General features: G+C 58.0%; 26 protein-coding genes and 1 pseudogene. 8 read left to right on the forward strand and 19 right to left on the reverse strand.

Annotated elements, in window-relative coordinates; genetic code table 11:
* Position 1: 1 nt before the first annotated feature.
* The 9 genes from lysA to BAR1_RS06955 all read right to left on the reverse strand — a co-directional run bounded on the left by lysA (position 2) and on the right by BAR1_RS06955 (position 7,450).
* Positions 2 to 1,288, reverse strand: a complete 1,287-nt coding sequence (gene lysA / locus BAR1_RS06915; RefSeq protein WP_118942342.1) for a diaminopimelate decarboxylase — start codon at positions 1,286 to 1,288, stop codon at positions 2 to 4.
* Positions 1,285 to 2,721: an aldehyde dehydrogenase family protein gene (locus BAR1_RS06920; protein ID WP_118942343.1), complete on the reverse strand. Its 1,437-nt coding sequence runs from the start codon at positions 2,719 to 2,721 to the stop codon at positions 1,285 to 1,287. The genes lysA and BAR1_RS06920 overlap by 4 nt, the downstream gene beginning before the upstream one ends.
* A complete protein-coding gene (locus BAR1_RS06925) occupies positions 2,711 to 3,340 on the reverse strand; it encodes a CGNR zinc finger domain-containing protein (RefSeq protein ID WP_118942344.1) in 630 nt (209 codons plus the stop codon). The genes BAR1_RS06920 and BAR1_RS06925 overlap by 11 nt, the downstream gene beginning before the upstream one ends.
* 240 nt (positions 3,341 to 3,580) lie before the next feature.
* The gene (locus BAR1_RS06930; RefSeq protein WP_118942345.1) at positions 3,581 to 3,940 is read right to left on the reverse strand and encodes a hypothetical protein; all 360 of its coding nucleotides are present in this window, start codon (positions 3,938 to 3,940) and stop codon (positions 3,581 to 3,583) included.
* Positions 3,937 to 5,247: a recombinase family protein gene (locus BAR1_RS06935; protein ID WP_118942346.1), complete on the reverse strand. Its 1,311-nt coding sequence runs from the start codon at positions 5,245 to 5,247 to the stop codon at positions 3,937 to 3,939. Before BAR1_RS06935 ends, BAR1_RS06930 begins: the two co-directional genes overlap by 4 nt.
* Entirely contained in the window at positions 5,247 to 5,747 is a 501-nt protein-coding gene (locus BAR1_RS06940; protein ID WP_118942347.1) for a DUF2924 domain-containing protein, read from the reverse strand. Before BAR1_RS06940 ends, BAR1_RS06935 begins: the two co-directional genes overlap by 1 nt.
* The gene (locus tag BAR1_RS06945) at positions 5,744 to 5,968 is read right to left on the reverse strand and encodes a hypothetical protein (RefSeq protein WP_118942348.1); all 225 of its coding nucleotides are present in this window, start codon (positions 5,966 to 5,968) and stop codon (positions 5,744 to 5,746) included. Before BAR1_RS06945 ends, BAR1_RS06940 begins: the two co-directional genes overlap by 4 nt.
* A gap of 349 nt (positions 5,969 to 6,317) precedes the next feature.
* A complete protein-coding gene (locus BAR1_RS06950) occupies positions 6,318 to 7,133 on the reverse strand; it encodes an ImmA/IrrE family metallo-endopeptidase (RefSeq protein WP_118942349.1) in 816 nt (271 codons plus the stop codon).
* A complete protein-coding gene (locus tag BAR1_RS06955) occupies positions 7,130 to 7,450 on the reverse strand; it encodes a helix-turn-helix domain-containing protein (protein WP_118942350.1) in 321 nt (106 codons plus the stop codon). Before BAR1_RS06955 ends, BAR1_RS06950 begins: the two co-directional genes overlap by 4 nt.
* A 146-nt stretch (positions 7,451 to 7,596) precedes the next feature.
* Between BAR1_RS06955 and BAR1_RS06960 the strand changes: the two genes are divergently transcribed.
* The 6 genes from BAR1_RS06960 (at position 7,597) to BAR1_RS06985 (ending at position 11,281) form a co-directional block, all read left to right on the forward strand.
* Positions 7,597 to 7,836, forward strand: a complete 240-nt coding sequence (locus BAR1_RS06960; protein ID WP_118942351.1) for a DUF2188 domain-containing protein — start codon at positions 7,597 to 7,599, stop codon at positions 7,834 to 7,836.
* A 10-nt stretch (positions 7,837 to 7,846) separates the two neighbouring features.
* Complete coding sequence (locus BAR1_RS06965) at positions 7,847 to 9,031, forward strand: hypothetical protein (protein ID WP_118942352.1); 1,185 nt, start codon at positions 7,847 to 7,849, stop codon at positions 9,029 to 9,031.
* Positions 9,006 to 9,956, forward strand: a complete 951-nt coding sequence (locus tag BAR1_RS06970) for a hypothetical protein (RefSeq protein WP_118942353.1) — start codon at positions 9,006 to 9,008, stop codon at positions 9,954 to 9,956. The genes BAR1_RS06965 and BAR1_RS06970 overlap by 26 nt, the downstream gene beginning before the upstream one ends.
* A gap of 175 nt (positions 9,957 to 10,131) precedes the next feature.
* A complete protein-coding gene (locus BAR1_RS06975; RefSeq protein ID WP_118942354.1) occupies positions 10,132 to 10,338 on the forward strand; it encodes a helix-turn-helix transcriptional regulator in 207 nt (68 codons plus the stop codon).
* A gap of 11 nt (positions 10,339 to 10,349) precedes the next feature.
* A complete protein-coding gene (locus BAR1_RS06980) occupies positions 10,350 to 10,835 on the forward strand; it encodes a hypothetical protein (protein ID WP_118944380.1) in 486 nt (161 codons plus the stop codon).
* Entirely contained in the window at positions 10,832 to 11,281 is a 450-nt protein-coding gene (locus tag BAR1_RS06985; protein WP_228408778.1) for an ATP-binding protein, read from the forward strand. Before BAR1_RS06980 ends, BAR1_RS06985 begins: the two co-directional genes overlap by 4 nt.
* Here the strand turns inward: BAR1_RS06985 and BAR1_RS06990 are convergent.
* The 4 genes from BAR1_RS06990 to BAR1_RS07005 form a co-directional block, all read right to left on the reverse strand.
* On the reverse strand, positions 11,278 to 11,535 hold the full coding sequence (locus BAR1_RS06990) for a hypothetical protein (RefSeq protein WP_162891690.1): 258 nt from the start codon (positions 11,533 to 11,535) through the stop codon (positions 11,278 to 11,280). The two genes, BAR1_RS06985 and BAR1_RS06990, sit on opposite strands and share 4 nt — an antisense overlap.
* 4 nt (positions 11,536 to 11,539) lie before the next feature.
* Positions 11,540 to 14,491 (reverse strand): DEAD/DEAH box helicase, encoded by a 2,952-nt coding sequence (locus BAR1_RS06995; protein ID WP_118942356.1) that lies wholly within the window; start codon positions 14,489 to 14,491, stop codon positions 11,540 to 11,542.
* Positions 14,488 to 15,348: a WYL domain-containing protein gene (locus tag BAR1_RS07000; RefSeq protein WP_118942357.1), complete on the reverse strand. Its 861-nt coding sequence runs from the start codon at positions 15,346 to 15,348 to the stop codon at positions 14,488 to 14,490. The genes BAR1_RS06995 and BAR1_RS07000 overlap by 4 nt, the downstream gene beginning before the upstream one ends.
* A 405-nt stretch (positions 15,349 to 15,753) precedes the next feature.
* Positions 15,754 to 16,686: a plasmid partitioning protein RepB C-terminal domain-containing protein gene (locus tag BAR1_RS07005; protein WP_118942358.1), complete on the reverse strand. Its 933-nt coding sequence runs from the start codon at positions 16,684 to 16,686 to the stop codon at positions 15,754 to 15,756.
* 109 nt (positions 16,687 to 16,795) lie between these two features.
* Here BAR1_RS07005 and BAR1_RS07010 point away from each other — a divergent pair, with 109 nt between their 5' ends.
* The gene (locus BAR1_RS07010) at positions 16,796 to 18,019 is read left to right on the forward strand and encodes a DUF6236 family protein (protein ID WP_118942359.1); all 1,224 of its coding nucleotides are present in this window, start codon (positions 16,796 to 16,798) and stop codon (positions 18,017 to 18,019) included.
* A gap of 7 nt (positions 18,020 to 18,026) precedes the next feature.
* Here BAR1_RS07010 and BAR1_RS07015 read toward each other — a convergent pair.
* Positions 18,027 to 18,683 (reverse strand): annotated as a pseudogene (locus BAR1_RS07015) (recombinase family protein); the annotation flags it as partial.
* 277 nt (positions 18,684 to 18,960) lie between these two features.
* On the opposite strand from BAR1_RS07015, the gene BAR1_RS07020 reads away from it, so the two are divergent.
* Complete coding sequence (locus BAR1_RS07020) at positions 18,961 to 19,296, forward strand: helix-turn-helix transcriptional regulator (RefSeq protein WP_118942360.1); 336 nt, start codon at positions 18,961 to 18,963, stop codon at positions 19,294 to 19,296.
* Between the two features lie 32 nt (positions 19,297 to 19,328).
* Here the strand turns inward: BAR1_RS07020 and BAR1_RS07025 are convergent, their stop codons facing one another.
* From BAR1_RS07025 to BAR1_RS07045, 5 genes are all read right to left on the reverse strand, one after another.
* Positions 19,329 to 20,570, reverse strand: a complete 1,242-nt coding sequence (locus BAR1_RS07025; RefSeq protein ID WP_118942361.1) for a type II toxin-antitoxin system HipA family toxin — start codon at positions 20,568 to 20,570, stop codon at positions 19,329 to 19,331.
* Positions 20,567 to 20,875 carry a helix-turn-helix domain-containing protein gene (locus BAR1_RS07030; RefSeq protein WP_118942362.1) on the reverse strand — a complete coding sequence of 103 codons (309 nt, stop codon included), beginning with the start codon at positions 20,873 to 20,875 and terminating at the stop codon, positions 20,567 to 20,569. The genes BAR1_RS07025 and BAR1_RS07030 overlap by 4 nt, the downstream gene beginning before the upstream one ends.
* A 707-nt stretch (positions 20,876 to 21,582) precedes the next feature.
* Positions 21,583 to 23,040 carry an FGGY family carbohydrate kinase gene (locus BAR1_RS07035; RefSeq protein WP_228408780.1) on the reverse strand — a complete coding sequence of 486 codons (1,458 nt, stop codon included), beginning with the start codon at positions 23,038 to 23,040 and terminating at the stop codon, positions 21,583 to 21,585.
* A complete protein-coding gene (locus BAR1_RS07040) occupies positions 23,015 to 24,514 on the reverse strand; it encodes a malonate--CoA ligase (protein ID WP_118942364.1) in 1,500 nt (499 codons plus the stop codon). The genes BAR1_RS07035 and BAR1_RS07040 overlap by 26 nt, the downstream gene beginning before the upstream one ends.
* Before the next feature lie 3 nt (positions 24,515 to 24,517).
* Positions 24,518 to 25,936, reverse strand: a complete 1,419-nt coding sequence (locus BAR1_RS07045; RefSeq protein ID WP_228408782.1) for an amidase — start codon at positions 25,934 to 25,936, stop codon at positions 24,518 to 24,520.
* Positions 25,937 to 25,950 lie beyond the last annotated feature (14 nt).

Raw genomic sequence — 25,950 nt, forward strand, 5'->3', positions numbered from 1 at the left:
GCTATTCCGCCTTTCCGTCTGCGCGCAGCCATGCGGGCACGCGGTCTTGCGCGATCAGCGCCTCGATGCTTTGGCGCGGGCGCACCACATCGAAATCCGCACCATGCACCAGCACTTCGGGCACCAAAGGGCGGGCGTTATAGGTGCTTGAGAGCACCGCGCCGTAAGCGCCAGCGCCCATCAACGCCAGCAAATCGCCCTGCGCACAGGCCACCTTCCGGCCCTTGGCCAGAAAATCCCCCGGCTCGCACACCGGCCCGACAATGTCGGCGGTGATCGGGGCGGTGGCCTCCTCGCAGAGCGGCAAAACCGCGTGATGGGCGTCATACATGGTCGGGCGGATCAGGTCATTCATCGCCCCGTCGACCACCACATAGGTTTTTTCCGGCGTTGGTTTCAGGTGCAAAACACGGGTGACAAACACCCCTGCATTGGCCACAATAAACCGCCCCGGCTCAAGGATCATCCGGCAATCCAGATCGGTGAAATGCTTGTGAAAAATCGTAGCGTATTGGGCCAGCCGCACGGTTTCCTCCCCCTCGCTATCGCCCTGATAGGCCACGCCCAGCCCGCCGCCAAGGTCCATATGGTCCACCACATGCCCCGCTGCGCGCAAGGCATGCACCAGCTCCACCAGCCGCGCAAAAGCCGCGTCAAAGGCTGGCAGGTTGGTGATCTGGCTGCCGATATGGGTGTCGATGCCGGTGAGCGAAATATTGGGCAGGGCGCGCGCCGTGGCGAAGAAATCCAGCGCTTGATCCCAGGCAATGCCGAACTTGGTGCCGGATTTTCCGGTGGTCAGTTTGGCATGGGTTTTGGGGTCCACATCGGGGTTGATCCGTACCGACAACCGCGCGGTGACGCCAAGGCGGGTGGCGATATCCGAGATCATCTGCAATTCGGACAGGGATTCCACATTCAGGCAGAGGATGCCTTGCTCAAGGGCAAATGCGACCTCGCCTGCGGATTTACCGACGCCGGAAAACACGATCTTTTCCGGCGCAATACCTGCGGCCAAGGCACGGCGCAACTCGCCTTCCGAGACCACTTCCGCGCCCGCGCCTGCCTGTGCCAGCAAGCTCAGCACCGCTTGATTGCCATTGGCCTTGAGGGCAAAGCAGATCAAGGCATCGAGATCGGCAAGAGCCGCATGAAAGGCGGCAAAACGGCGCTGGATGGTGGCCGCCGAATAGGCATAAAACGGCGTGCCGACCTGTGTGGCAATATCGGCAAGCGCCACGCCCTCGACCTGCAACGCGCCGTTTACATAGCGGATATCTGCGCTCATTCGGCCCACCCGCTCACGGATTTTACTTCCAAAAATTCCTCCAGCCCCCAGACACCGCCCTCGCGCCCATTGCCCGATTGGCGTGTGCCGCCAAAGGGCGCACCGGCCCCGCGCGAATTGCCGTTGATTTCAACCATGCCCGCCCGCAAGCGCCGCGCCATGCGACGGGCGCGCGCGGCGTCACCGGTTTGCACATAATCCGTGAGGCCATAGGGGGTGTCATTGGCGATGGAAAGCGCCTGTGCCTCGCTGTCAAACGGGATCATCGACAGAACGGGGCCGAAGATCTCCTCGCGTGCGATGGTCATGTCCGGGTCGACATCGGCAAACACGGTCGGGCGCACGAAATAGCCACGGTTGAGGCCCGCAGGCCGACCAACGCCCCCCGCCACCAGCCGCGCGCCTTCGTCAATACCGGCCTGTATCAGCCCCTGAATCTTGTTGAACTGCACCTCGGAGACCACCGGCCCCAGATGCGGGCCCTTTTCCTGTGCCTGCGCCACCGCCATGCCCTCAACCACTGTGATGGCGGTCTTGACCGCCGCGTCATAAATGTCGCGCGCCACCAGCATCCGCGTCGGCGCATTGCAGGACTGGCCGGTATTGCCCATGCATTGGCGCACGCCGCGCGCCACGGCTTTTTCATCCGCGTCGGCAAAGATGATATTGGCTCCCTTGCCACCCAGTTCCAGCGTCACCCGCTTGACCGTATCGGCGGCAGATTTGGTGATCGCCGCCCCCGCGCGGGTCGAACCGGTAAAGGAAATCATGTCTATATCGGGATGGGCCGAAAGCTGGCTGCCCACGCCGATACCGTCACCATTCACAAGGTTGAACACGCCCGCCGGAAAGCCCGCCGCATCCACCATTTCGGCAAACAGCATCGAGGACAGCGGCGCGATTTCCGAAGGCTTCAGCACCATGGTGCAGCCCGCCGCCATCGCCGGCAGCACCTTCAGCACCACCTGATTCATCGGCCAATTCCACGGCGTGATCAGCCCGACCACGCCAATCGGTTCCATCAATATCCGGTCATTCGGGGCATGGTCGCCCAGCATCCGGTCAAATTCATAGGCGCGCAGAGTGTTGATCGCATCCGCCATATGCTCGCTGCCCGCCTCGGCCTGTGCGGCCAAAGCCATGTCAATCGGCGCGCCCATCTCGAGGCTGATCGCCTCGGCCATCTCGCCCTTGCGGGATTCATAGATTGCCGCGAGCTTTTCCATCAGCGCCAGCCGCGCGGCCTTGGGCGTGAACATCCAGTTATCGAACGCCGCCCGTGCGGCGGCAACGGCGCGGTCCGTGTCGGCCTGATCGCCCAGTGAGATCACCGCACAGGGTTCCTCGGTGGACGGGTTGATCACCTCGAAATCCTGTGCGGTTTCCGGCGCAGACCACGCCCCGTTGATGTAAAATGCGCGCTTATCCAGCATGGCTTTGCTCCGTTGTTTGGTGTTTTTCGCGGTGAGCGCGCACCCGCGCCAGATTTCCGCAGGTTTTTGTGTCGCACCAGCGCCGCCGCCGCGCCTTGGTGCGGTCGACAAACAGCCAGTCACAATCACAACCGTCGCAGGTTTTGATCAGCAAATCCTGCCGCCGCGTCAGCAGATCGGCGATGCTGTCCACGATCCGCGCCAGCAGGTCCTTGGCGGTATTCACCGCGATCACCTGCCGCAAAACGCCGGTATCGGAATCGATCACCGCCTTGTAGCGCAGCCCCGAAATGGCGGTTTCAATGGCTTTCTGCGCCTTGGCACCCGCCGCCTTGCTCACCTGTTCGCGGTTCAGCAAAGCCCACAGGCTTTCGCGCAGCTCCAGCACCTTTTGCCAGACCTCGCCCCCGTCAAGACGCGCCAGAACCGCTTCCTCCGCAATGTCCAGAATACCTGCCACACGCGCCCACGCGACCACCGCTTGATAATCGACCAAGCGATCCTGGGGATCGGCCTGACCGCGATATTTCACGGAATTGACCAGATCCAACGCCGGATGCCCGGCCACAAGGTGCAAGCCCCTGAAGCTTGGAACGGGTATTATCGTCTGGTCTGGCATGATGGCATTCTTGAATCAGTAATTGGTTAAGTCATATTTAACTCATTACCTAAATTCCACAAGGGACAAAGTATGCACGATACCTCGCGCCTTCATTATGAAGAACCAGCCGCAGTTTTCGGCCGTTCAGTTCAGGCGTTTGGGGCTGGTGGCACAAATGGAACGGGTCGATAGAGCCTGAACGGATCAGACTTCAATGCGTATATTATGGTTTGATGGTCCTCCAAACACTGCATATTCCTATTCCCCCCATGGTTTCGCCGCAATATCAATCAGGCCGGAGATCTTCACAGCCGGGATTTCCTGCTTCACGACCAGCCGATCAACAACCATTGGTGCGAGATAGGCGATCCGGATCTGGCGGCTGACGAAGCGGTCGGACAGACCCTCGGCGGCCGCGAGATCGCTGATCGTGTTCGCCTCTCCGGTTTCCAGTTTCCGCCGCCATTCCCATGCGCGGGTCAGGGCGCGCAGGATGTGGGGATCCTGCTGGCGATCTTCGGCATCGAGCCGGTTCTCGGGCGGCAGGATCTGGGTGCGACCGTTGCGGCGGCGGTATTCCAGTGGCACGAAAATGCGGATGGTGTCTGGGGTGGTCATGCGCTTGCCTCCTGCCCAGTCATCAGTTCGCTGGCCAGCCCCTTCAACCCGTCGGCCCGCAGGTCGATCGATAACCCCTCGCCGGTGACGGTCACGCGTTGCACCAGAAGCTGAACGATACGGGCGCGCTCGGTGTGGAAAAGCTGGGTCCAGAGGTTGTCGAAATCCTGCAGGGCGGCGGCGACCTCGTTGGTATCGGTGCATTTACCCAGTTCTGTTGCCGTTCGGGCGGTAATTTCAGGCGAGCGCAACACGCGGCGCAACTCGCGCACCACGGCCCCTTCGACCATGCCGGCGGCGAGGCGCTGTGGCGCGGCCGAAGGCGCGGTGTGGCGGACCTTCAGGTAGTCGGTCGAGACGTAATAGCAGTATTCCTTGTGCTTTTTGCCGGTGTGATGCGGGGTCATGGCCGCACCGTTTTCATGGAAGATCAACCCGCGCAGGTAGGCGGGGTTCTTCGGTCGCCGTCCGCGCCGGTGCTTGCGGCCATTGGCTTTGAGCCGTTCCTGCACACGGTCCCATGTGGCCTGATCGACGATGGCTTCATGCTCGCCCTGAAAGCTCTTGCCCTTGTGGCGCGCCATACCCGCATAGACCGGATTTTGTAGCATGCGGATGACAAATTGTGAATTCGGTGGATTACCTGCCTTGGTGGTCACGCCCTTAGCCTGCAATTCCCGCGCCAGCAAGGTGCTGGAGCCGAGATCAATATAGCGCTCGAATGCTGCCTTCACGATCGCGGCCTCGGTGTTATGGGGCACAAGCTTGCGGTCCTGAAGCACATAGCCGAACGGCACGCTGCCGCCCATCCACATGCCCTTCCGGCGTGAGGCGGCGATCTTGTCACGGATGCGCTCACCGGTGACCTCGCGCTCGAACTGGGCGAAGCTCAGCAGGATGTTCAGCGTCAGCCGCCCCATGGAGGTGGTGGTGTTGAACGATTGCGTGACCGAAACGAAAGTCACCTGATTGCGGTCGAAAATCTCCACCAGCCTGGCGAAATCCATCAGCGAGCGGCTGAGGCGGTCGATCTTGTAGACCACGATCACATCGACCAACCCGTTTTCGATATCTGCCAGCATCTGGCGCAACGCGGGGCGTTCCAGCGTGCCGCCGGAGAACCCGCCGTCATCGTAATGCTCGCGCACCGCGACCCAGCCCTCGGATCGCTGGCTGGTGATATAAGCCTCGCAAGCCTCGCGCTGGGCATCCAGCGTGTTGAACTCCTGCTCCAACCCGTCCTCGGTGGATTTGCGGGTGTAAATGGCGCAGCGCAGTTTGCGGGTGGCTTGCAATGTTCCGTCCATCAGGCCCCGCCTTTCCGCGCACGACCAAGGCCGAAAAACGCGAACCCGTTCCAATGTTTGCCGGTGATGGTGTTGGCCACCTTGGAGAGCGATTTGTAACGCTGGCCGTCATAATCGAAGCCGTCGGGCTGGACCGTGACCACATGGGTGACGCCCTGCCATTCGCGGATCAGGCGGGTGCCGGGGATGGGTTTGCGATCGTCGAGCATCTTGGGCGTGCCGCCCAGCCGCTTGCCGTGCATCTCGGCCGACAGCGCCTTGAGCATCTGGCGGCTTTTTCTCGACAGCCCGCCATGGGTCAGTTCCTGAATGCGGTAGGCGATACGTATTTCCAGATAGGACCGGCTGTTATTGGGCGCGCCGGTGGCAAAAAGCCGTTCCCATTCTTCCTTCAGCTCGTTCACGCTCATGGTTTTCAGACCCGCAAGGCGGGAGAGAACGGTCTGGTCGGTGGCGGGGTGTTCGCCCGGTTTGGGCGGGGATGCAGGGGCGGTTGTCATTCGCCACCTCCGATCCGGATCCTGGTGCGCCGCCCGCGGCGGCTCTTGCCGACCACCTCGACATAGCGGGGCGAATCTGCTGCCGAAGCATCCGATTTCGGCTCTGCTCCACGCATCCGCCGGATGCCCGCCGCCAGGATGCGGCCCAGATCAGAAAGCCGCTCCTCCGCGTTCATCCTGTCCACCGGAAAAAGGTCCGGCCCCACGATTTGTTCTTCCATAACGACCTCCAGAGAGTGAGTTGGTTTGGTCGTATGAAAGGGATATGTGAGAGTATATCAAGTAATATCAACGGGTTGGCGTAGTGGTGCGTGATGGGGCGAAAACATTAGAAAGCTGATCGCTCAAAATTGTGAAATTCAGGCGCGGTGCACAACGAAAGGATATGGTGAAAACCTTTCTTAAGAAATCAGTTAGCGAAACGATTCTGAATTTGTCCGAAGCCCTATTGCACAAGCAAATGCTTGTCGCAGTTCAGCCCTTGGAAACGAACCGATCATATGTATCGCTGACCGGCTCTTCCTCAATTTCTGCGCCTGCCCATCCGGAGCGGCCGTGCCGTGGATAGAGCTATAAGGAAATCGTCATTTCGTTCTGTCGCCCGTAAATGGTCATTTCCTGTACCGGTTCCTGCCCTTGCCAAACGCCGGCAGGATGCTGGACACCGGCCCGGGCAATTTCGCTGTCTACGTTTTGCGCGGCCAAGGATCGAGCCGGAAGCTCTGTCACCCTCTGGCGGGCAGCGTAATATATGTTCGATTTCAAAAGCGGATCGCTCGACCAGGCCCAATCGATGAATCCATCTTTCCCCACGACCAGCATGGCGCGCTGATCCGTGATCGTCAGCCATTTCAAAATGGCGGCGGTCAAGGAGACGGCATAGCGTTCAGCCAGTCGCTGCATCAAGTCGATGTCGATGTTTTGGCCGGAAATCTGCGCCCGAAAGTCATTCAGCGGCATGAGAAGAAAGGAGGCGAACCGGTTGGCCTCTGCTTCGATCTGGCCTTGCTCGGACCGCCAGTTTCCCATTTGCTGGGACGTGCACTGAAGCCCTTGCGGACGAATTTTCCGGTGCAATAAATAGTGGCCGAGTTCATGGGCCAAGGTGAAATTCCGCTGTCCGGGAGATGTGATATTGGTATTGTAGATGATCCCCCATTCGCCTTTACTATGCGGATTGGGCATCAGCATGCCTTCCAGCCCTTTGGAGAGATCGATGCCTTCAACCATGGTGATCGGTGCGTCGGGGAAAACCTGACGCGAATAATCCTTGGCAATCGAGGCGACATCAATTGGAAAGCGGGCAAGGCCATGGACTTTGCGCACATGGTCCAGAAGCTTTGTCAGGTGGATGGCCCAGCCTTCGGGCGTGGTCGGCAGGCTCAATCTTTACGCCCCCAGAGATCGACCATTTGCTCGATTTTCTTTTTATCTTCCTCGTCGAGCTTGCTGAACTTCCGGAAAAAGGCTTCCTGTAAAACTTCATTTCCGGGTTCCGCCGCCTCGTCGAGGAGATAGTCGGTGGTCACTGAAAGCACGTGGGCGATGCGGGCCAGTTTTTCCCCCGATGGCTTGCGGGTGTCGCGGTTCTCGATTTCCCACAGGTAGCTTTTGCTGGTGTTGGTGAGCTCGGCCATCTTGTCCAGCGAATAGCCTTTCTCCTGCCGGTGCCGTTTGACTTTTTCTCCCAGTGAAGTGCTCATTTGGTTCCCTTTGTGGTGTCAAGATTTTTTGTTCGGTATGGCGAACAAAAACGTTCTTGACAAGAGGGTAGTGCGCCATATACCTCTATATCGAACAAAAGCGTATTTCTGCGTTGTGATTCTCACGAACTGGAAAGGAGGCCGTTATGGCATCGAACAAAAAACCGGGCACGCATCACGTCGTGCCAAACTCGGAGGGTGGCTGGGATGTGAAGCGCGGGGGTGCGCAGCGCGCCAGCGGGCATTTCGACACCAAGCAGGCGGCGGTCGATCGGGGACGCGAGATCAGCCGCAATGCGCATACCGAATTCAAGATTCACAATCGCGACGGGCGCATTGCGCAGTCGGATTCCCATGGGAATGATCCCCGCAACATCAAAGGCTAAGGAGAACTACATGGCGTCGGTAACGACCTTCATTCGCAATACACCGGTAGCATCGCTTCGGACCTATTTTGACACGACCGGTATCGAGCTGCCGACGCCGATGAATTGGGGCGCGGACGCGCCAGACGTCATCCGCCCGCTATTGCGGGCCGTCGACGAGATGGACGAGGATGCAAAAGCGCGCATAACCGTCGATGCGGACCGTGTCAGTTCCATGGCAGATGATGCCGGAGAAACCGCCCTCTATAGTGTGGTCGAAAACCGTGCGGATCTCGATGTGCTGGCAAACGGTCATGATCGCGCGCTCTGGATGTTCCTCAATAAAGACGCGCTTTTCCGCCATGCCGAGGAAGTGCGCTATACCGATGAGCGGCGGCGCGGACGCAGCTGGGACGGTTTCGAAGCGCAGCCGGATTTGCTGGTCAGCCAAGACCCCGTTGCTCTCGAGGCTTTCAAGGCGGCCCTGCGCACGCGGTTTTCCTCGAACAATGTCCATGTCGACATTTTCCGCCGTGTCCGGCCGACCTTCGATGGCGAGGACTGCGAACTAGTCCAGATCACCATCTACCGCGAAGGGCGGCTGGACGATTTTCTTGCGTTCGACAACGGGGATCTGGTTCGCCGTGCCCGGCGGCCGGTGTTCGAGGCGGCAATGACCTATGAGCCCGACACCGGCGTTATCGAGGTGGTGGCCAATGATCGCGAAAGCCGCGAAGAAATGGTCCGCTTCATGGCGCGGGATCTGCTGGGCATCGAATTCGACAGCAAAAAGGTGCCATTGCGCACCTATGATCTGGGTGTCCTGTTGCATCCATACGAATTTCCGACCGATCTGGAAGATGGTATTGATACTGTGGAAATCCGGCAGCTCCGGTTGATGCCGATCGACACGAATACCGAGCGTGTGACGCTGGAATGCCTGAGCAAGGCGGACCGGACGATCTGGGACATGGCGGCAGACCGGCTTGGAACGGGCAATCCGCTGGGCGGCGGTTGGGTGGTGACGCAGGCGAAACTGGTGATCAAGTTCCAGCCGAGGGGCGAGTCCCGTCGCGGGCGCACGCTGCCCCTGACCATTACCATGCCACATGGCTGCAACTTGAAGGACCGGACCGAGCAGGAACAGCTGGTCGGGGAGAAATATCTGCGTCGGTGGGGAATTCTGGTTGATGACCCGATCCTCATTGAAGATTGATCGTCGCGCGGCGAAGCTGATCCGGACCATTGCCGAAACGCCATCAGGGCGGATCAGCCATTCCGCCCTGATGTCATATTATCCGGTGCAAGGGGACCAGCTGGTGAAAGCCGGTCTTCTGAAACCTGTTCAGGGGGAACGGGCTACAACGTCGCTGGTCGACCATGATGATGAACCGGTAAACCTGATATGGTCGGCAGAGCATGATGGATACGGCTATTTCAGCCCGAATGCCGGTTGGATTGAGGCGAATGCGGATGAACTGGTCACGTTCGAGCTGCAGTTTGAACAATTGATTGCGCTCGCTTTGTCAGGCCTCGATTGTCCTTTGGCAATCCGGCCAGTGACATTGAGTCCCGGGTTGCTGTGGGAGATTGGAGATTGCCGCCTGCCGGGGCGGGCAAAAAAGGTTCCGTTTTGGATTGCGCGCGGTCTTTCCAATCCCAAAATCTGGCAGGACTTCAAGGCAAAGACACAAACACGGCCGTCGCCCGGCCTTCGTGTCGTGCTGAGCCTTGGGCCGGAAACGGCACTGCCTGCCACTCCGGTTTCCGGTCATGAGATCGTTGCCATTGAATCCGTCGCGAACACCGGAACAGGATTTCTCGTTGATGCCAACATGCTCGCGGCCCGCGTTTCCTTGGGAACCGGTAACGACGAGGCCCCGGTCGTCATGGCTGCGGACGGGGGCGTCATTACTGTTCGGGGAAAACGCTACACATTCAGCGGATCGAAACAGAAGGCGGTGATCCGGCATCTGTTTGGAGCTTGGGATTCAGGACATCCGGAATGTTCGACCGCAGCCGTGCTGGAAAATGCCGAGTATAGCGACAAGGTGAATACGCTGGGAAAAGCCTTTTCAGGGCGCGACGATTGGCGCGAGTTCATTGAGGAGAAAAACGGGACCTGCCGGATTTACGTCTAGGCGAATTCTGAATCAGCTGACCCATTGAAATCCGCCCGCCGTGGCGGATTTTTTTCGTTTCAGGCCCGAAAAATGCGATTCCTACCTTCACTCCTACCTCACACCTTCCCGGCTCCTACCTGCCGCAATGCCATTCTCATCCTCAGGTTTTCGCACAAATCCCAAGGAGATGACGATGGCGACAAGACACCTCAACCAGATCGAGCTTGCGGCTCGATGGAACATTTCACCGCGCACACTGGAGCGGTGGCGTTGGGCCGGTGAAGGCCCGCAATTTATCAAGCTTGGCGGGCGGGTCGTTTACCGGCTCGAGGATGTGGAGGCCTTCGAGGCCGAGCAGATACGCCAGGCGACACCGAACGTCCCCCGGGCGATGGCGTGAGGGGGATGGACATGAACATTCCCAATCACATCACGCTCGAGGCGCTCAAACACATGCCCGTGGGCGAAATCGCGGGTTTGCCGGCGGCGGAACTGGCGCGCCTGCAACAGGAAACCTCCAAGGCGCTGCGCTCGGCCAAGATGGCCAGCGATTGGCTCGATGGAGCGCTGGCCTTGAAATACGCCGATCAGGCCGAAGATCTGCGCCGGACCGCGCAAAAAGATACCGGAACGGTTCGGTTTGCAGACGGTGAAATCACGGTCAAAGCTGACCTGCCCAAGCGGGTTGCCTGGGATCAGGCGCAACTGGCCCGCATGGTCGAGCGCATCCGCGCCGCGGGTGATGACCCCGCCGAGATCATCGACATCAGCTACAAGGTTGCCGAGCGCAAGTTTGCGGCCTGGCCCAGCTCGATGCAGGAGGCGTTTCGCGATGCCCGCACGGTTCACCCCGGCAAGCTGAAAATCACCTTGTCAGATGAGGGGGACGCGCAATGAGCCTCCCTATCATCAGCGCCGACGAGCGTTTGGCCGAGCAACGCGGCATCAAGGGCTGCATCTTCGGGAAATCCGGGATTGGGAAAACATCCCTGCTCTGGACGCTCGACCCTTCCACCACCCTGTTCATGGATCTCGAAGCGGGCGATCTCGCCATCGAGGGCTGGCAGGGCGACACGATCCGGCCGCGCACCTGGGCTGAATGTCGGGATTTCGCGGTATTCATCGGCGGGCCCAATCCAGCCTTGCGCGATGACCAGCCCTATGGCTCGGCGCATTATGCGGCCGTTTGTGAGCAGTTCGGCGATCCCACCGCGCTCGAGAAATACCAGACCATCTTCATCGACTCGATCACCGTGGCCGGTCGGCTGTGTTTCGGGTGGTGCAAGGGTCAGCCGGAGGCGTTTTCGGAAAAAACCGGCAAGCCGGATGTGCGCGGGGCCTAGCCGAGGGCACTCAGGAACGAGTGATGGGCGTCCCGGACAAGTTCCTTGCGACGGTCCGCGTTTGAGGCATTGCGGGCCTGCCGTAGCGCCTCGATGGTGGGGGCCGTGACGCGCGCGAGCCGTTCGATCGGATGCGCCGCCTTGTCGAGCCCAGACCAGCGGGCGGTGATGTCCTGCAGCTCCTCCTTCAGCACATCCGAGAGTGTCCCGGATGGGAAGAACTCAGCCTCGTTTTCTATTCCAATCAGGTCCATCCGATCACCCCACAAAAACTGCTTTAACGTCAACATATGGATTCGGGTCATCCACCATCTGGCGTGTCCTCTCGAACCATTCCGTCCAGTCCCGGAAAAGGCGTCCAATCCTCTGCTCTTTCACTCGTCTTATCATCAGGCGTCGTTTCATGGCTGGGCTTAAATTCGCTTCACTGCTGGCGTCATCCCCCAGATCCAGTGTGAGTTGTGCCCGAAACCTATCATCCAGTTCCCCGAGCCGATCCAGGACTTCGTCTAGACTTCGTTGGATCTGGGCTGCGCGTTCCCGTCGGAGCCCGACGAGATGGGTTTGGAACCGATCCACCGAGATCGGGATCGCCGCCTCTGCGGGTCCGAGCTCCTCAACCGTCCGGCCGGGCGTGTCCTGTGCCAGGCGCACCCGTGCGATGAAGTCGGGAACCTCCTCGATCCGGATCGCCCCGTCCGGCGCGTGGATCACCACCGCCCAGCGGTCGACGACGGGAGCGCCATTGGCGTTTGGGATAGCCCCGTGCAACAGCACCGCCACCTCGCCATTGGCCAGACTGCTCAGCGGCGCCATAGGGGCAGAATGTTCTGGGAAGAATGTGCTGGCCCTGTCCGCAAACCATTCGAGAATTGGGTGGCCGTCCCATAAGTACTGGACGGTCGGCCAAGACCGCTCCTGCATCTTTGCTTGGTCGATTGCTTGGTTGATGACCTGAGCCTGATCGGTCAACTCGATTCGATCTCCGGATCCAACCGCTTCCTCCGGCATGTACCGGCCGTCCACGGCCCCCTCGCTGGCGAATCCGAATCCATCCCGGGCCCGCATGTCATCTGGGATACTCATGCGGATCATCCGCTCTTCACCGGAGATCGTGGGCGCGATATGGAACACCCGATCTTCCGGACGGGACAGCCGTTCGATCATCCTGGATGCGTAGGTAAACGTGTCCGGGAAGAGCCTCGGCGGGGTCTGCTCCACAGCGGGATCCGCGTCCGTTTCGGGCCCGACCGGGGCGGCGTAGTCCCCGAACAGGGCCGCAAACTCATCATCGAGAGACATTTGGGTCTCCGCCTGTGCTGCCCGTGCGTCCTTCTCCTCGTCGAACGCCTCGGCGCCGATCCCGGCTGCGACCGCCTCCGCGACAACTGCCTCCTCCTCGTCCGCGTCCCCTTTTCCGAGGAACACGGCCGGGTCTCCGACGCCAGCCTGAGCTGCTTTGTTTTTCTCGACGAGCTTCTCCAGAACCCACATCTGGCGCACCTTGGGATGCGTGCTTTCCCCAACGAAATAAGTGATCAAGGGTGGGCGGTCTTGTCCGTACCGGTCGATCCGCCCATTGCGCTGCTGAAACCGTAGAAGGGACCAAGGAAGGTCGAAATGGATCAGCCGGTGGCACTGGAAATGCAGGTTTAGTCCCTCGGACGCCATGTCGGAGGCAATCAGGATCCGGATCGGGGATTTCTCTTGCCCGAACGCTTCAATCACCTCCTGTGTCCGAACGTCCGCTTCGACGCTTCCCCCATCCACCCGGGCCACTTGGTCCTCTGAGAGGCCAATATCTTCCCGCAAGCGTTCTGCGAGCCAGGAAACCGTGGCGATCCGTTCCGAGAAGATCACAAGCCGGTCCCTCGGATCCCTCCCGGCCCAGCGCATGTCTCGCAGCATCTGGATGAGGTCCTGGTACTTGCTGAAAGCGCCCGTGCCGATCGCGGCGACCTGATCGGCGAGGCTCCTGAGGCGTTTCCGATCCTCATCCGTTCCGCGGGCGGTCCCGTTCTCGATCCCGCGGATGCGCCGCTCGAGCGTCTCGTGGCAGGCGGCGGGGCTGGAGAAGATCGCTTTGGCGAGCGTAGTCCGGAACAGGTCGATTGCGCGGCCGCGGGTCGACTGCTCGTCAAGGTCGAGTTGAAGCTCGGCGATAGACTGATAGGCCACCTCTTCCTCGGGGCTGAGCGGGAAATTGCGGCGAAACAACTCCCGTTTCGGAACCGCCCGACCAATATCAGCAACGACCTCTGGCGACGTTCGGAAACGCCGAATGACTAGGTCTTCGATGTCGGATCTGTGTAGCTGGGACGGGTTGGGAATCCGCGTCGGGTCCAGCATCTCGATCAGGCTCGCGAAGCTCTCCTGTGACCCGTCATGCGGGGTCGCGGTCAGAAGGAGAAGAGAGTCGGTTCGTCGAGACAGAAGCTGGGCAAGCTCAGCTCTTTGAGAGTTCGTCCCCTTAGCTGCTTTCCGAGCCGCCGCGTTGTGCGCCTCGTCAATAATGATAAGGTCCCAGTAGGAGTGCTTGATTGCGTCCCGGATCTGTGCATCCCGTTTCAGCGTGTCGATTGAGACAATGGAGCGATCGAACTGGTCGAAGACATTGTAGTGGGCAGGGATCCGGTTCCGCATGCGGCGGATCGCGGCGCTGTCCAGCCGAGAAAGTGGGATCGAGAACCGGGTCCAGAACTCCTTCTGGAATTGGGTGAGCATCGCCCGCGTGGTGACCACAAGGATCCGGTTAGCCCGGCCCCGGAGGGCCAACTCCGAAGTGATCAGACCTGCCTCCAGCGTTTTACCGAGACCCACGTCGTCCGCGATCAGGAGCCGCACTCGGTCCTGCGACAAGGCCCTATCGACCGGGAGGTGTTGGAAAGTGAGGTCGTCTATCGCGGCTCGCCCGAGCGTGAGAGCTTGGCGGGCCGTGGTAGGGGTGTTCCGAAACGCCGCCTCGAGATGCAGTTTCGTATCGACCAGCCCAGGGGAAGTGTCGGGAACCAGGCAAATTTCTGCTGGGTCAAGTATTTGTGCGCCCGCTTCCAGATCCCAGACGAACCGCGCTTCTTTGTCGCGAACGAGACCTGACAAACCACGACAATGGATTTCGCGGTAGCCGCGTTTCAGCGCAGAGGTGCCGAGCACCTTCCAAATGGCCGAGCGCAGTTGGATAACAGAGCCGGGCTGCGGTGATGCACTCATTTATTAGCTCCTGAAACGGCATCCCGGTTTAGCAACACAATCTGCTGATCCTGCGGCGCGCGGGCTGACGGGTCGGTATCCAACCCCAGACGCTTGAGCGTGTAATAGAGCAGCGCCTTGCGGGTTTTTATTTCCGCCTTGCCGTCATGCATGCCGTAATCCAGGGCAATGACGTTTTTCTGGGTCGGTGAAAGCTCGGGGTGCGGTCCGATTTCAAGGGTGACGTAAGCGTGCCAGTCGGTATCTGTTTTGGCATCAATATCGGCTTGGCGATGCTCTCCGGTTTCCAGCATGCGCGACAACAGGAAATCCTTGAAGGTTTTGCTTTCCTCGCACCAAGCGCGGGCGTGCCAGCGGAAACCGTCAAAGGCGATGGCATGCGGTGCAATCCAGCGCCATTTCGGCTCCGGTTGCGACAGCGATTGGTATTTTACCTTGATCGCTTCCTTTTGGCGGATGGCTGAAATCACTTCGCGTAGCGTGGTCGGGTTCACTCCTCGAACCGGAGTGGGCGTCGCATCAAAATCTGGCAACACGCCGACCCAGGCGTCGGACATCTCGATAACTCCGTCAGCGAGCGAGCGCAGTTGCGTAAGATAACCCGCGGCGCTGGGTTTCAGGAATTTGGGCGTAAATGCTTGCGCGCGCACATAGGTTCGCGCGCTTTTGTCATAGGCAAGGTTGTCGGGCACCATGCCGATATAGCGATTGATGTCCGTGGACGACTGGTTCACCGAAACACCAAAGGTATCAACTATATCGCCTCGATTCACACGACCCTCCCAATACAGGCGAAACTCGATAAATTCGAGGCGACGCTCTACACTCCAACGAAGTTCCGGCTGTTTCCCGGCCATGGACTTCTCCCTGTTGCCTGCAAAACATTTTACTTGTTCCGTCAAGTTTCTTGTCAGACTATATCCTGGGGCGGGATTCTTCAAGGTTGAATTGATGCGATCTGGTTGGAAATGTCACGCGCGCCTGCTCATGCTTTCTTTTTCGCTACGATTGAATTTCAAGCGAAGGACCGGGGCGTGCCGTGGGCCGAATTTGCATCCACAACACGCCCCTCCAACATCAGAGCCACGCGCGTATCGAGCGGCCCTGCGGTCGGCGATATGTCGGCCGACCTGGCGGGCTTCATCCGGGTTCGCCGGCATTCCCGCCACCGCCATTGATCCGACCCTCACGACGGCGTCTCCGACGGTCCCGGCGCTTGTCGGGTCCCGGTCCCCATTAATTCCAACTGCTGCCGCGCGGACCTAAGCCCGTTCTACGATTGGTAGATCACCTTCATCCGAACCGTCAGCCGCATCACCCACGACCTCCGTGATTCTTCGAAACTCGTTCAGGATTTCTGCGTGGTGCAGGTCCAGATGCTTCACGACCTGCTCGTTGCGCAGCAGTGAGGAAACGTAGGCACCGGCGATCACCAGGTTCAGCTGATCTTCGCCATAAGAGGCCTCGACCTGTTTCATTTCGCGCTGGAGGCTGTCCATTTCGGCTTCCATACGGGCCATCTGTTCGGGCGAGACGCCCTTGGCAATCTTGGGTTTTTTCGCATCGACGAGTTGATCGACTGGCGTGGCGGCCAGTAGTGTCCTGGAATAGGGCACGGAATAATTGTTCATGGTGACCATCAGCTGCGCCACTTCCACCTGGCGGATGGGCTTCAACTGTTTCAGGGACCGGAAGGTTTCGATCGGGCAATGCCGGTCCTTCAGCAGATCGGCGACCTCGGGACAGATGCCATCAAGCAGGTGGCGCTTGCGGCGGATCATGGCCACATTGATGTCGAGCGCCTTGGCGATCCTGTCTTCGGGCACACCGGACTCGATCGCTTTCAGGATCATCTTGTGCTCCTGAATGGTGGCCAGACGACTGATGCGCTTGTTGTAAGTAAAGGACTCGTCATCGGTTGCAATCAGACACATGGTGTCTTGCGCCCCGAAATCCTTCAGGATCTGCAGGCGGACATGGCCGTCGAGAAGCAGATAGGCACCCCTGTGTCCCTTTTGGCGGGTGACCACCAGCGGTTCGATCAGGCCGATTTCACGGATGGAGGCGGCAATTTGCTTGTATTTGCGTCCCGTTTTGGTGGATGGAGCCAATTGCTTGACCGGCAGAATGTCGGTCAGGGCGATGCGAATGCCTTCCGGCTCGAAAGCCATGGTGACCTTGTTATGCCTGGCCATCACGCATCCCCCGCAGTGATCAGATCGGCTAACGGGCACGGCAGCGTTTCGAGGGTTGTTTGCAATTTTTTGGTGTGCAGTTTATCCTGATATTTTCTCGGAGGCTTATATGCTTGGTTCAGCGCTTTATTTTCCACATATTGATATACACGATCCAGCTTGGTTAAGGTCCGCGATACTTTTTTGGGATGAGATTCAAACGATTGCCCCGAGCGCAATAGAGAAGCCATATCAAAATGAAGATAGCCGCGCGTGTTTTGAAGAGGGTTATTTAAAGCCTCTGCGTTGCGATTTGCATTCCGGCCTTATTGAAGACCTTGGCAGAAAAATTTTCGGTTTGGCAGATCGAAATAACGGCTTTGGGCGGGCTATTCGGCAATCAGAAAATCCAGCATTTGATGACCTTCGGTCTGCCGAAAGCTTTGCTTGGGAAATCGAGGATGCCTTTCATGAAGTCGGCATGTATCCAGAAAAAATGTCACCGGAAGTAAAGGAAATGGCTTTGCGCTTTGGCCTTGCGAGAATGCACACGGGAAAAGTCCCGCCGCATATGCGACGCATGATGCGTGATTTTGAAATGGCAAGAATGCATCCTGAAAAGATGCCACACTTGATGCGGAATTTGTTTCGCAACCAGCCGCGAATGAGGGATGAAGATGGGGATTGGTTGCTCGTTGACGGTCGTTTCGCGGATGCCTACATGGCGGCTTTGGCTGCAAAGCTATCGCAACAACTGGATATCTCGCCACTTACTCCACGGCAAAGCGCTCATGGCATGTCTTTTCGCTTCATGTTTGATGATGTTGTGGATACGTCACCCAACAACGCAACAGGTGCAATGCTGAGCGTTGTAATGCGAGGATTGCGGGTCGATACATCGGTGCCAATATCGAAGCTTCTGCGGTTCAGGGAGGAAAGAAAAGATCAATACTTGGATTTTGCAGCCCAAATTTCGGAGCTTTCAGACCAGTTGGCAAGCCAAGATGATGTGATCAACGGTTGGGAAACCTTTAATAAGGCTCAACAGCTATATGAGCAAAAAATTGAGCCAAGTTTGCGAGCGCTTAAGCGAGAACTTGATGGTAATAGCATAGCAACAGCATGGGAAGGAGCCTACCGAGCGATTACTGTATCAGTCCCTTCCGCTGGCGCACTGGCATATTTCACCGATTTGGGGCAGCCAGAATTGCTCGGGGCGGGCGCAGCGCTTGCCGCGGCGGATATTGGTGTAAGAGGGTATTTGGCTGGCCGAAAAGCGCGAGGGGATAACCCATTTTCATACCTGCATGATATTAACGCAAACTTTGGACTCCCCGCGTTTTCAGATACATAGTTCGGTTTCCGTCTTCGATGAACTGGCGATAGATATCGCGCACGACATCGACTTCCTCGGCAGGGCCGGGGGCGAGGACGACGCGGTCTGTCTGCAGGCTTTTGTGCTCGCCGCGCGCCAGTTCGGCTTTCCTCTCGCCATTCTCGCCGATCAATACGCGGCGCAGGCCAAATCCTGCCGCGCCGCCCTGGCGGTAGCCCAGCTCGATCAGGCGACACTGGCCGGCAAAAACCTTGACCGACAGCTCGCGGCTGTATTCGCCTGCCATGGCGCGTTTCACGCCCTTGACGATGGTGGCGACGGGGCTGCCGTCATTCTCGAACTGCTCGGCGCAATACTGGACCTGAATGTCGGCGCGACGGCAGATGTATTCGTAATAGGCGGATTCATCCGCATCCTGAAACCGGCCCCAGCGGCTGATGTCGTAGACCAGAATGACCTCGAAATCAGCCGCGCCGGTTTCGACATCCTCGATGAGGCTCTGGAGCGCATCGCGCCCCTTGATGCTGAGACCGCTCTTGCCCGCGTCAGCATAGGTGCGCACGATCTTCATGCCGTGGGTGGTGGCATAGGCGCGGATCGCTTCGCCCTGATTCTCGGTGGAATATTTCTGGTGCTCGGTCGACATGCGCACATATTCGGCGGCCCGGATCACGGGGCGCATGTCGTCTTCCGATCCACGTAATTCTTTTGCCGCTGTCAAAATCGGTCCTTTCCAAAACCCTGGTGTTGTCAGGCCAAAGTACCGGAAGGCGCGGCTTGATTCGTGCAGATCGTAGGAAATCAGAGATCAGGAGTCCATCCATTATGTAGGAAAATATCAATATATGGTGAATCAAGTAGGATACAAGTCTTTATTTCCAATTACTTACGCACTGGTTGCTCCTGGGCGATAGTGGGGGTAATCTGGCCTAAAAAGTGAATTATGTAGGAAATCGGGCATGAAAAACCGCATTGCGGAACTGCGAAAGGCGCGTGGTCTGACCCTTCAGGCCCTGGCCGATATGGTGGGGGCGAGCAATCAGCAGATCAGCCATCTCGAGAAAGGCCGCCGGGGGTTGACGGTCGATTGGGTTGATCGGTTAGCAGAAGCGCTCGACTGCCACCCGTTCGACCTGCTCGATGCCCCGCCGCAAGCCAAAACCGAGCGCGAGCGCGCGCTTCTGGAACTGTTTCGCGGCATGTCGGACGAGCAACAGGACGCGTTTTTCCAAGCGACTGCTGCGTTGGCGCAACCGGTGAGCCGAGAGGAAGGTGACGGAAAGAAACGGGCATAGGGGCGTGATAGGATTAAAGAAATGGACGGGCGCTATCCTTGGATTTTGCTTGCTATAAGATCAATGTTGGCGCGCATCACACCGTGCTCTTTTGCAAGCCCTGCCCACGCTGCTAATGCCGTTTTTGTTTTGTCAATTGCATCGTCAATGACCATGGTGGGCAGTTTTGCCTCCTTTCCGAGCTTTACGAGATGTTCCACCCGTGGATTTTGGCCTTCACCCATCACCATGGTGCTTTGCTCGCCCCCCGGACCGGAGGAAAACGTGAGATCGTAAACGGGAGATAGACGCCATTTACCGGCTTCATCCATTATGAAACTGAAGTTCTTGGAATGGTCATCGCGATTATGAGCCAGCACATTGAACACGGCCAGCCGATACATTTTCTCGACTTCGCGAATGTCTTTCGTCAGTATCATGGTCAGTGCAATCAGATCCTCGTAGTCAAGCGAGGGCGTCCGGAAATCGGAATGAAGCAGGCCGCAAACACTATGCGTGTGCAGGCGCGCGCGACCATTGCGATCAAAGCGCCTGGTTGCGAAATATCCGGCGGAAGAAACCCCGGGGAATAGATGAACCGGTTCCATTTCGAGGCCGGCTTTTACCGCCATCAACGCGTAAATATACTCGATTGCTCCCGCGTCTTGCCCATCGCTAACATTCGGGAATTTTACCAGCCACGGCTCGAACGCCTCAGACATGGCAAGCGTTCCATGAATGATGGTTTGCTTTGAGGCATCAACGCCGATCATCGCCTTGGGGCGTGCTCCGGCAGAAGACCCGTTTAGCCGCAGCAGTTCCTGAAGCACATCCGTCGCCTCACCATCCAATACCTGTTTGGCGTCTGCAGCCAGCTGGTTTAAGTCCAGCGCATCAGGTGCATTTTCGGGGCCGAAGTCCGGCTTGTACACCAGTGCACCCATTCCCGAATGCCCGACATGGGCCAATCTGTCCAACGGGCTGAATTGTGCGGGCATCAGACCTTCCAAGCGGGCTTTGCGGTCAAGGAGCAGTCGCCCCCAACCATCCGGAAGACTATCGTTGAAGACTCCGGGAAGCCCTTCGAACAGGTGGGGATCAAATGTTTGCACACCAGGCCGGAGAGGGCATCGCAAGGGGGAGATATCCAGCTCGGATCGGATGAACTCTCCGTCGTATTCAAAATAAACCCTGCCAGCGCGCAGGGCGAGTCGCCCCACGGTAATCGGATCACCCTGTCCAAAATCTAGGCTGACAATGATTTGGTTAATTGGATCGGGCGGCCCAAAACTCATGTCCGCCAGCCTCTCTTGGGTTTGGGTTTCTTGTCGGAATTCAACACGTCGTCGATGGACGAGAAAATCTGTTCCGAGGGTTCAAGGGCGTTTACAAGGGCTTCCAGCCGATCCAGAACCATAAGAAGCTTGAGGAACGATTCCAGCGAGATTTGCCCCTTCTGTTCGAATTTTCGCAATGTAGGCAGGCTGACCCCGGCCCGCGTTGCCAGCCCGGCCTGCGTCAAGCCCATCGCAAGCCGCCTGGCCTTGGTCGACGCCTGGAGTTCAGCTTGGGCTTTGGATACTGTCAGAAGTGGCTTCATAGGGTTACTTGCCTGCCAAAAGAGGTGATAACTATTACTATAAGGTTATTTAATGCAGCATGCAAGGGCTGAGCGTTGAGGGAATTTCCGGGGTTTTCATTATGTGATGTTATCATCCACGCGGTTAAACTCCTGAAATGCTCGGTAGGGTGGAAATATCATAACACCGGCCCGCAGGATTCGTAAGGATTTCGGGCATCCGCGCTCTGCCGCTTTCAAGCCTGATTTTTCCCGCACTAATACCGAACTAAGAGAATGAAAATGCTCGGCTAATTGCGGGTTTTCGCTGTGTTTTGACCGGCTTTTCGAGAAAAAGTCGTTGGTATGTCGTGTCCTCCGCCACTTGCCTTCATTGAAACACGGATATGCCCCGATGCGGGGATGATTTTCTTTATGTTTCAAAGGAGTTTAGGCTTGGTGACCGAACCCGTGAGAATGGCGGAACGCCTCACGACGTTCTCTAACCCCCGTTTTTCTCTTTCCGACCGAACCTCGCGGCTAATTGGTTCGCTCGACGAAAACTCCAATAAAACAAGGTTTATCCGTGAATTTCGCACCCGACCGGTTGCAGCGCCATCCCGATCAGCAGGCCGCGGATCACCTCGACCATTCGCAAAGTTCCAAACACGTCAAACCCCAGTGAGGAGCCATTCTCCACAACGGCAGATTTGTCCCGACCAAGCAGTGCCCCCCTAGAAAGGAGAGTGCTAACTATTGCCTTTCCAACCACGGCTTCGGCGCACAGCTTCTGCAAAAACAGGTTTGAATTCGGACATGTTCTCGCGGGGGGTAAATGTCTGGAATGGCGCAGTGCCATGGGTATCGGTTTTTGCGCCAGCCATCAGTGCCGTGCCCAATGCGCTCAGCTCGGCGGAGGTTTGCACGGTTACGGATTTCTGAAGAACGTCCGCCAGAAACTGGCAAAACCAGGGGTTGGCGGACATGCCCCCGTCTATGGAAATGGTTTGCCCAAGTGGTGCGACCTCTTCCATGGCATCCACCACCTGAGCGGCTCTTAACGCCACGCCTTCCAGAATTGCCTGCACCATATCTGTTGCCGATGTGTCCAGTGTCATTCCCAGCCACATTCCGGCAGCCGTGCCATCCCAATAGGGGCAACCAAGGCCGGTAAGAGCGGGCACAAAGGCCAGGTTTCGGGTGATAGCAGGTGGCGCACTGAAGGTGTTGATTTCAGAGAACTCTTTGAACAAACCAAGGGTCTTGGCCCAGTTGAGGGCCGAAGCGGCGCTATAGACGCCACCATCGAGGGCAAATTCCGGAGCGTGGCCACTGGATTGCCACGCGATGGTGGGCAGTAGGCCTTTTTCAGGGCGGTTGATCAGTGTTTTGCCGGTTAGAGCCAAAGCAAAAGCCCCCGTGCCAAAGGTGATTTTCGCATCGCCCGCGCGGCGGCACCCATGGCCATAAAGCGCGGCTTGCTGGTCCACCACGCTGGCCGTTAGCGGCGCGCTGTGCCCGTCAATGGAAACGGTGCCGAATAGTCCCATGGTGGGCTTGATCTCGGGCAGGGTTTCGAGTGGAACGCCGAATAAATCGCAAAGCTCCTGGTCCCATTGTCCGGTTTCCAGATTGAAAAGGGATGTGCGCGAGGCCGTGCTAGGGTCGGTAACAAATTGGCCCGTAAGACGCTCGATGAAAAAGGCATCTGTGGTGCCCAATCGCAGCTTTCCGCGTGTATGCGCGGCCTTGGCCTCGGGGTTATTCGCCAGAATCCACGCCAGTTTGGAGGCTGAAAAGTAAGGATCGAGCGGCAACCCCGCCTTGGCAAGAGTTAATGCCTCGGCCCCCTCCTGCTTTAACCGCGCAACGGCGGCCTCGGTTCTACGGTCCTGCCAAACCAGCACGTTTGAAAGGGCTTCCCCCGTGTCGGCATGCCATGCCAGACAGCTCTCGCCCTGATTATCCAGCCCGATCGCATCCACTTTGCCCGCCGCTTTGATGCAGTCTTTTACATCGTTCAAAAGCGCTTCGGGGTCATGCTCCACCCAGCCGGATTGCGGGTATATCTGGCGGTGTTGGCGTGTGCAAACCACGCGGCCCGCACCGGTTTCATCAAGTAAATATCCGCGCGTGCTAGAGGTGCCTTGGTCAACGGCAATTACGCGATTTTTGCGGGCTTTATCCATCGGAAAAGGTGCCGGCATAGGATTCCCGCAGGGTCTTTTTCTGCACTTTCCCCATGGTATTGCGGGGCAGGTCCGCAACGATAAATATCTTTTTGGGCTGCTTGAATTTGGCAAGGTTCTTGGCAAGATGAGCCCGCAATTCGGCTTCGTCCACCTCGGATTGCGCCACAATCACTGCCGCCACGCCTTCGCCAAAATCGGGATGCGGCAGGCCGATCACCGCGCTTTCTTTCACGCTTGGCAGTTCATCAATGCAGTCCTCAACCTCTTTGGGATAGACATTAAACCCCCCTGAAATCACCAGATCTTTGGCGCGGCCCACAATGGTTATGCGGCCATCACGCGCCATGGTTGCCATATCGCCGGTGATAAAATACCCATCCGCCCGAAACTCCTCGGCGGTTTTTTCGGGCATTTGCCAATAGCCCGCAAACACATTGGGGCCAGCAATTTCCAGCACGCCAACTTCGCCCCGGGGCAGTTCGGTCCCATTGGCATCAGCTACACGGGCGTGCACTTTGGGCAGGGCATAGCCAACGGTGCCCGCAATTCGTATGCCCTCATAGGGGTTCGAGGCGATCATCCCCGCTTCGGTCATCCCATAGCGCTCCAGAATCCTGTGGCCCGTGCGTTGCTCGAAGCTGGCAAACGTATCGGCCAATAGCGGAGCAGAGCCGGAGATAAACAGGCGGATATTGCGACAGGTCGCGCGGTCAAACCCGGGTGCTTCCAACAGTCGCGTGTAAAAGGTCGGCACACCCATCATCACCGTGGCTTTGGGCAGGTCCTTGATCACCTCTGCCGTATCAAAGCGGTTATGAAACAGCACAGAAGAGCCATTAAGCAAGGCGCAATGAAGCGCCACAAATAGCCCGTGAACATGGAATATCGGCAGGGCATGTAATAATACGTCGCCTTTTTCCCAGCCCCAATATTCATGCAGCACGCGGGCATTCGAGGCCAGGTTGCCAATGGTCAGCATCGCCCCTTTAGAGCGCCCCGTGGTGCCGGAGGTATAAAGAATTGCCGCCAAAGTATCTTGGTCGCAGGTGGCAATAGGTGCGGCTTGATCAGTGCTTGCCGCCCGCGCGGGCAGGCTACCCTCGCCGTTTTCCCCCAGCGTCAGCACATGGGCTGAAAAAGCGGCGGACATCGTGGCCTCTTGGGCGGGGTCGCAGACAATTACCGCAGGGGTGGCATCCTCGACAAAATACTGCACCTCGGGCAGGGTATAGGCGGTGTTGAGCGGAATAAATATCGCCCCGATGCGCAGACAGGAAAGGTAAAGCAGCACTGCCTCGGGCGATTTTTGCACCTGCACAATCACGCGGTCCCCTTTTAGCACCCCGCTGGCTTGCAGCACGGCACCATAGCGGGCCGTTTGGTTTTCAACCGCATCAAAGCTGACTGTGGCGCGCGGGTGAATCAGGAACGGCTTTGTGCCTTCTGCCGGAAACTGCGCCTGAAAAAAGCTGTAAAGATTTTGATTCATTGGTTATCCTACCGCTGCCGCAACCTGTTGTGTTGGTTTAACAATGCCAATATCCAATGCCAAGGCCTCTTCCAGCACCAAAGCATAGGACAAAACCGCCGCCTCGCTGCGTGCGGGGCCGATCATTTGCAACCCGACGGGCATGCCCGTTTTGGTAAACCCGCAGGGCAAAGAAAGGGCTGGCAAGGAAACCAACGTTACCGCATAGGCAATGGCAAGCCAATCCAGATAGGACGAAAAAACTTGCCCGTCACAGGATTGCACAAAACGCTCTTCCACCGGAAAGGGCGGCACAATGGTGGTGGGGGTAAGAAGCAGATCATAGGTTTCAAAAAACACCTGCACACGCTGGTGAATGCTGGCCCTTGTCTGGGTTGCGCGGGAAATGTCATCAAAGCCAAGCCCGCGACCAATGGCAAGATTCTCGGCCAGCTCGGGCTTGAGCCTGGCCAAGGTATCATCGGGCAGGTGGCTCATGGACAGGCTGAACTCAAACGCCCTAAGGGTTTTGTAACACTCGTGCACCCCTGAAAAATCGGGGCTGGCCTGCTCGACCACCACGCCCATATCTTCAAACTGCATAGCAGCGCGCTGGCAAATATCGGCGATTTCAGGATCAACAGGTGTGATCCCGAGATTGGGGCTAAAGGCCACTTTCCCAGGGTTCCGGCGGGATTGTGCGGCGGCTAAAAAGGGCGTGGCAGGCACCGGAAGCGAAAGTGGGTCGCGGGGGTCTTCGCTGGTCATAACATCCAGAAACAGTGCCACGTCTTGCACATTGCGCGCCATCGGGCCGTTGGAAAGCAGGGTTTGATAGGGGTTCACCGAGGGGCCGCGCACCACCCGCCCCGGGGTAGGCCGAAACCCGACAATGCCGCAAAAGCTGGCGGGGCTGCGCAGCGAGCCGGCGTTATCAGAACCTTGCGCCAGCCAAGCCGTGCCCGAGGCCAGCGCCGCGGCCGCCCCGCCCGATGACCCAGCCACCGACAGGCGCGTATCGCGTGGATTTAGGGTCGGGCCATGCACATCGTTAAAAGTATTGCCCCCCGCGCCAAATTCCGGGGTGTTGGATTTAGCATAAATAACCGCGCCTTCCGCTTCCAGCTGCTCTACCATATAGCAGCTTTCAGGCGCTATATGGCTGGCAAAATCCGGGGATCCAAAGGTGGTGCGCACCCCGGCAACGTCATCTAGATCCTTGATCGGAACCGGCAGCCCGCACAGAATCCCGCGTGTTTCTACCGGGCGCTGTAACAATCTGTCAGCGTTTTTACGTGCGCGATCAAAACACAAGATCGGCAAGGCATTTACCGCAGGCTCGACCGCTGCAATCTGTTGTTCCAAAGCGTCCAACAGGTCATGCGGTGTAATCTCTTGCGCTCTCAGCGCGCTAACCAGATCCACCGCCGTTTTCTCGCTCAAATTTCCCATGATGT

The sequence above is a fragment of the Profundibacter amoris genome (genome assembly GCF_003544895.1).
Classification (GTDB): domain Bacteria; phylum Pseudomonadota; class Alphaproteobacteria; order Rhodobacterales; family Rhodobacteraceae; genus Profundibacter; species Profundibacter amoris.

Excerpts from the sequence above, each read along its gene's own strand:
- lysA (WP_118942342.1), bottom strand. The coding sequence starts at position 1,288 with ATGAGCGCAGATATCCGCTATGTAAACGGCGCGTTGCAGGTCGAGGGC.
- BAR1_RS06920 (WP_118942343.1), bottom strand. The coding sequence starts at position 2,721 with ATGCTGGATAAGCGCGCATTTTACATCAACGGGGCGTGGTCTGCGCCG.
- BAR1_RS06925 (WP_118942344.1), bottom strand. The coding sequence starts at position 3,340 with ATGCCAGACCAGACGATAATACCCGTTCCAAGCTTCAGGGGCTTGCAC.
- BAR1_RS06930 (WP_118942345.1), bottom strand. The coding sequence starts at position 3,940 with ATGACCACCCCAGACACCATCCGCATTTTCGTGCCACTGGAATACCGC.
- BAR1_RS06935 (WP_118942346.1), bottom strand. The coding sequence starts at position 5,247 with ATGGACGGAACATTGCAAGCCACCCGCAAACTGCGCTGCGCCATTTAC.
- BAR1_RS06940 (WP_118942347.1), bottom strand. The coding sequence starts at position 5,747 with ATGACAACCGCCCCTGCATCCCCGCCCAAACCGGGCGAACACCCCGCC.
- BAR1_RS06945 (WP_118942348.1), bottom strand. The coding sequence starts at position 5,968 with ATGGAAGAACAAATCGTGGGGCCGGACCTTTTTCCGGTGGACAGGATG.
- BAR1_RS06955 (WP_118942350.1), bottom strand. The coding sequence starts at position 7,450 with ATGAGCACTTCACTGGGAGAAAAAGTCAAACGGCACCGGCAGGAGAAA.
- BAR1_RS06960 (WP_118942351.1), top strand. The coding sequence starts at position 7,597 with ATGGCATCGAACAAAAAACCGGGCACGCATCACGTCGTGCCAAACTCG.
- BAR1_RS06965 (WP_118942352.1), top strand. The coding sequence starts at position 7,847 with ATGGCGTCGGTAACGACCTTCATTCGCAATACACCGGTAGCATCGCTT.
- BAR1_RS06970 (WP_118942353.1), top strand. The coding sequence starts at position 9,006 with ATGACCCGATCCTCATTGAAGATTGATCGTCGCGCGGCGAAGCTGATC.
- BAR1_RS06975 (WP_118942354.1), top strand. The coding sequence starts at position 10,132 with ATGGCGACAAGACACCTCAACCAGATCGAGCTTGCGGCTCGATGGAAC.
- BAR1_RS06980 (WP_118944380.1), top strand. The coding sequence starts at position 10,350 with ATGAACATTCCCAATCACATCACGCTCGAGGCGCTCAAACACATGCCC.
- BAR1_RS06985 (WP_228408778.1), top strand. The coding sequence starts at position 10,832 with ATGAGCCTCCCTATCATCAGCGCCGACGAGCGTTTGGCCGAGCAACGC.
- BAR1_RS06990 (WP_162891690.1), bottom strand. The coding sequence starts at position 11,535 with ATGGACCTGATTGGAATAGAAAACGAGGCTGAGTTCTTCCCATCCGGG.
- BAR1_RS06995 (WP_118942356.1), bottom strand. The coding sequence starts at position 14,491 with ATGAGTGCATCACCGCAGCCCGGCTCTGTTATCCAACTGCGCTCGGCC.
- BAR1_RS07000 (WP_118942357.1), bottom strand. The coding sequence starts at position 15,348 with ATGGCCGGGAAACAGCCGGAACTTCGTTGGAGTGTAGAGCGTCGCCTC.
- BAR1_RS07005 (WP_118942358.1), bottom strand. The coding sequence starts at position 16,686 with ATGGCCAGGCATAACAAGGTCACCATGGCTTTCGAGCCGGAAGGCATT.
- BAR1_RS07010 (WP_118942359.1), top strand. The coding sequence starts at position 16,796 with ATGCTTGGTTCAGCGCTTTATTTTCCACATATTGATATACACGATCCA.
- BAR1_RS07020 (WP_118942360.1), top strand. The coding sequence starts at position 18,961 with ATGAAAAACCGCATTGCGGAACTGCGAAAGGCGCGTGGTCTGACCCTT.
- BAR1_RS07025 (WP_118942361.1), bottom strand. The coding sequence starts at position 20,570 with ATGAGTTTTGGGCCGCCCGATCCAATTAACCAAATCATTGTCAGCCTA.
- BAR1_RS07030 (WP_118942362.1), bottom strand. The coding sequence starts at position 20,875 with ATGAAGCCACTTCTGACAGTATCCAAAGCCCAAGCTGAACTCCAGGCG.
- BAR1_RS07035 (WP_228408780.1), bottom strand. The coding sequence starts at position 23,040 with ATGCCGGCACCTTTTCCGATGGATAAAGCCCGCAAAAATCGCGTAATT.
- BAR1_RS07040 (WP_118942364.1), bottom strand. The coding sequence starts at position 24,514 with ATGAATCAAAATCTTTACAGCTTTTTTCAGGCGCAGTTTCCGGCAGAA.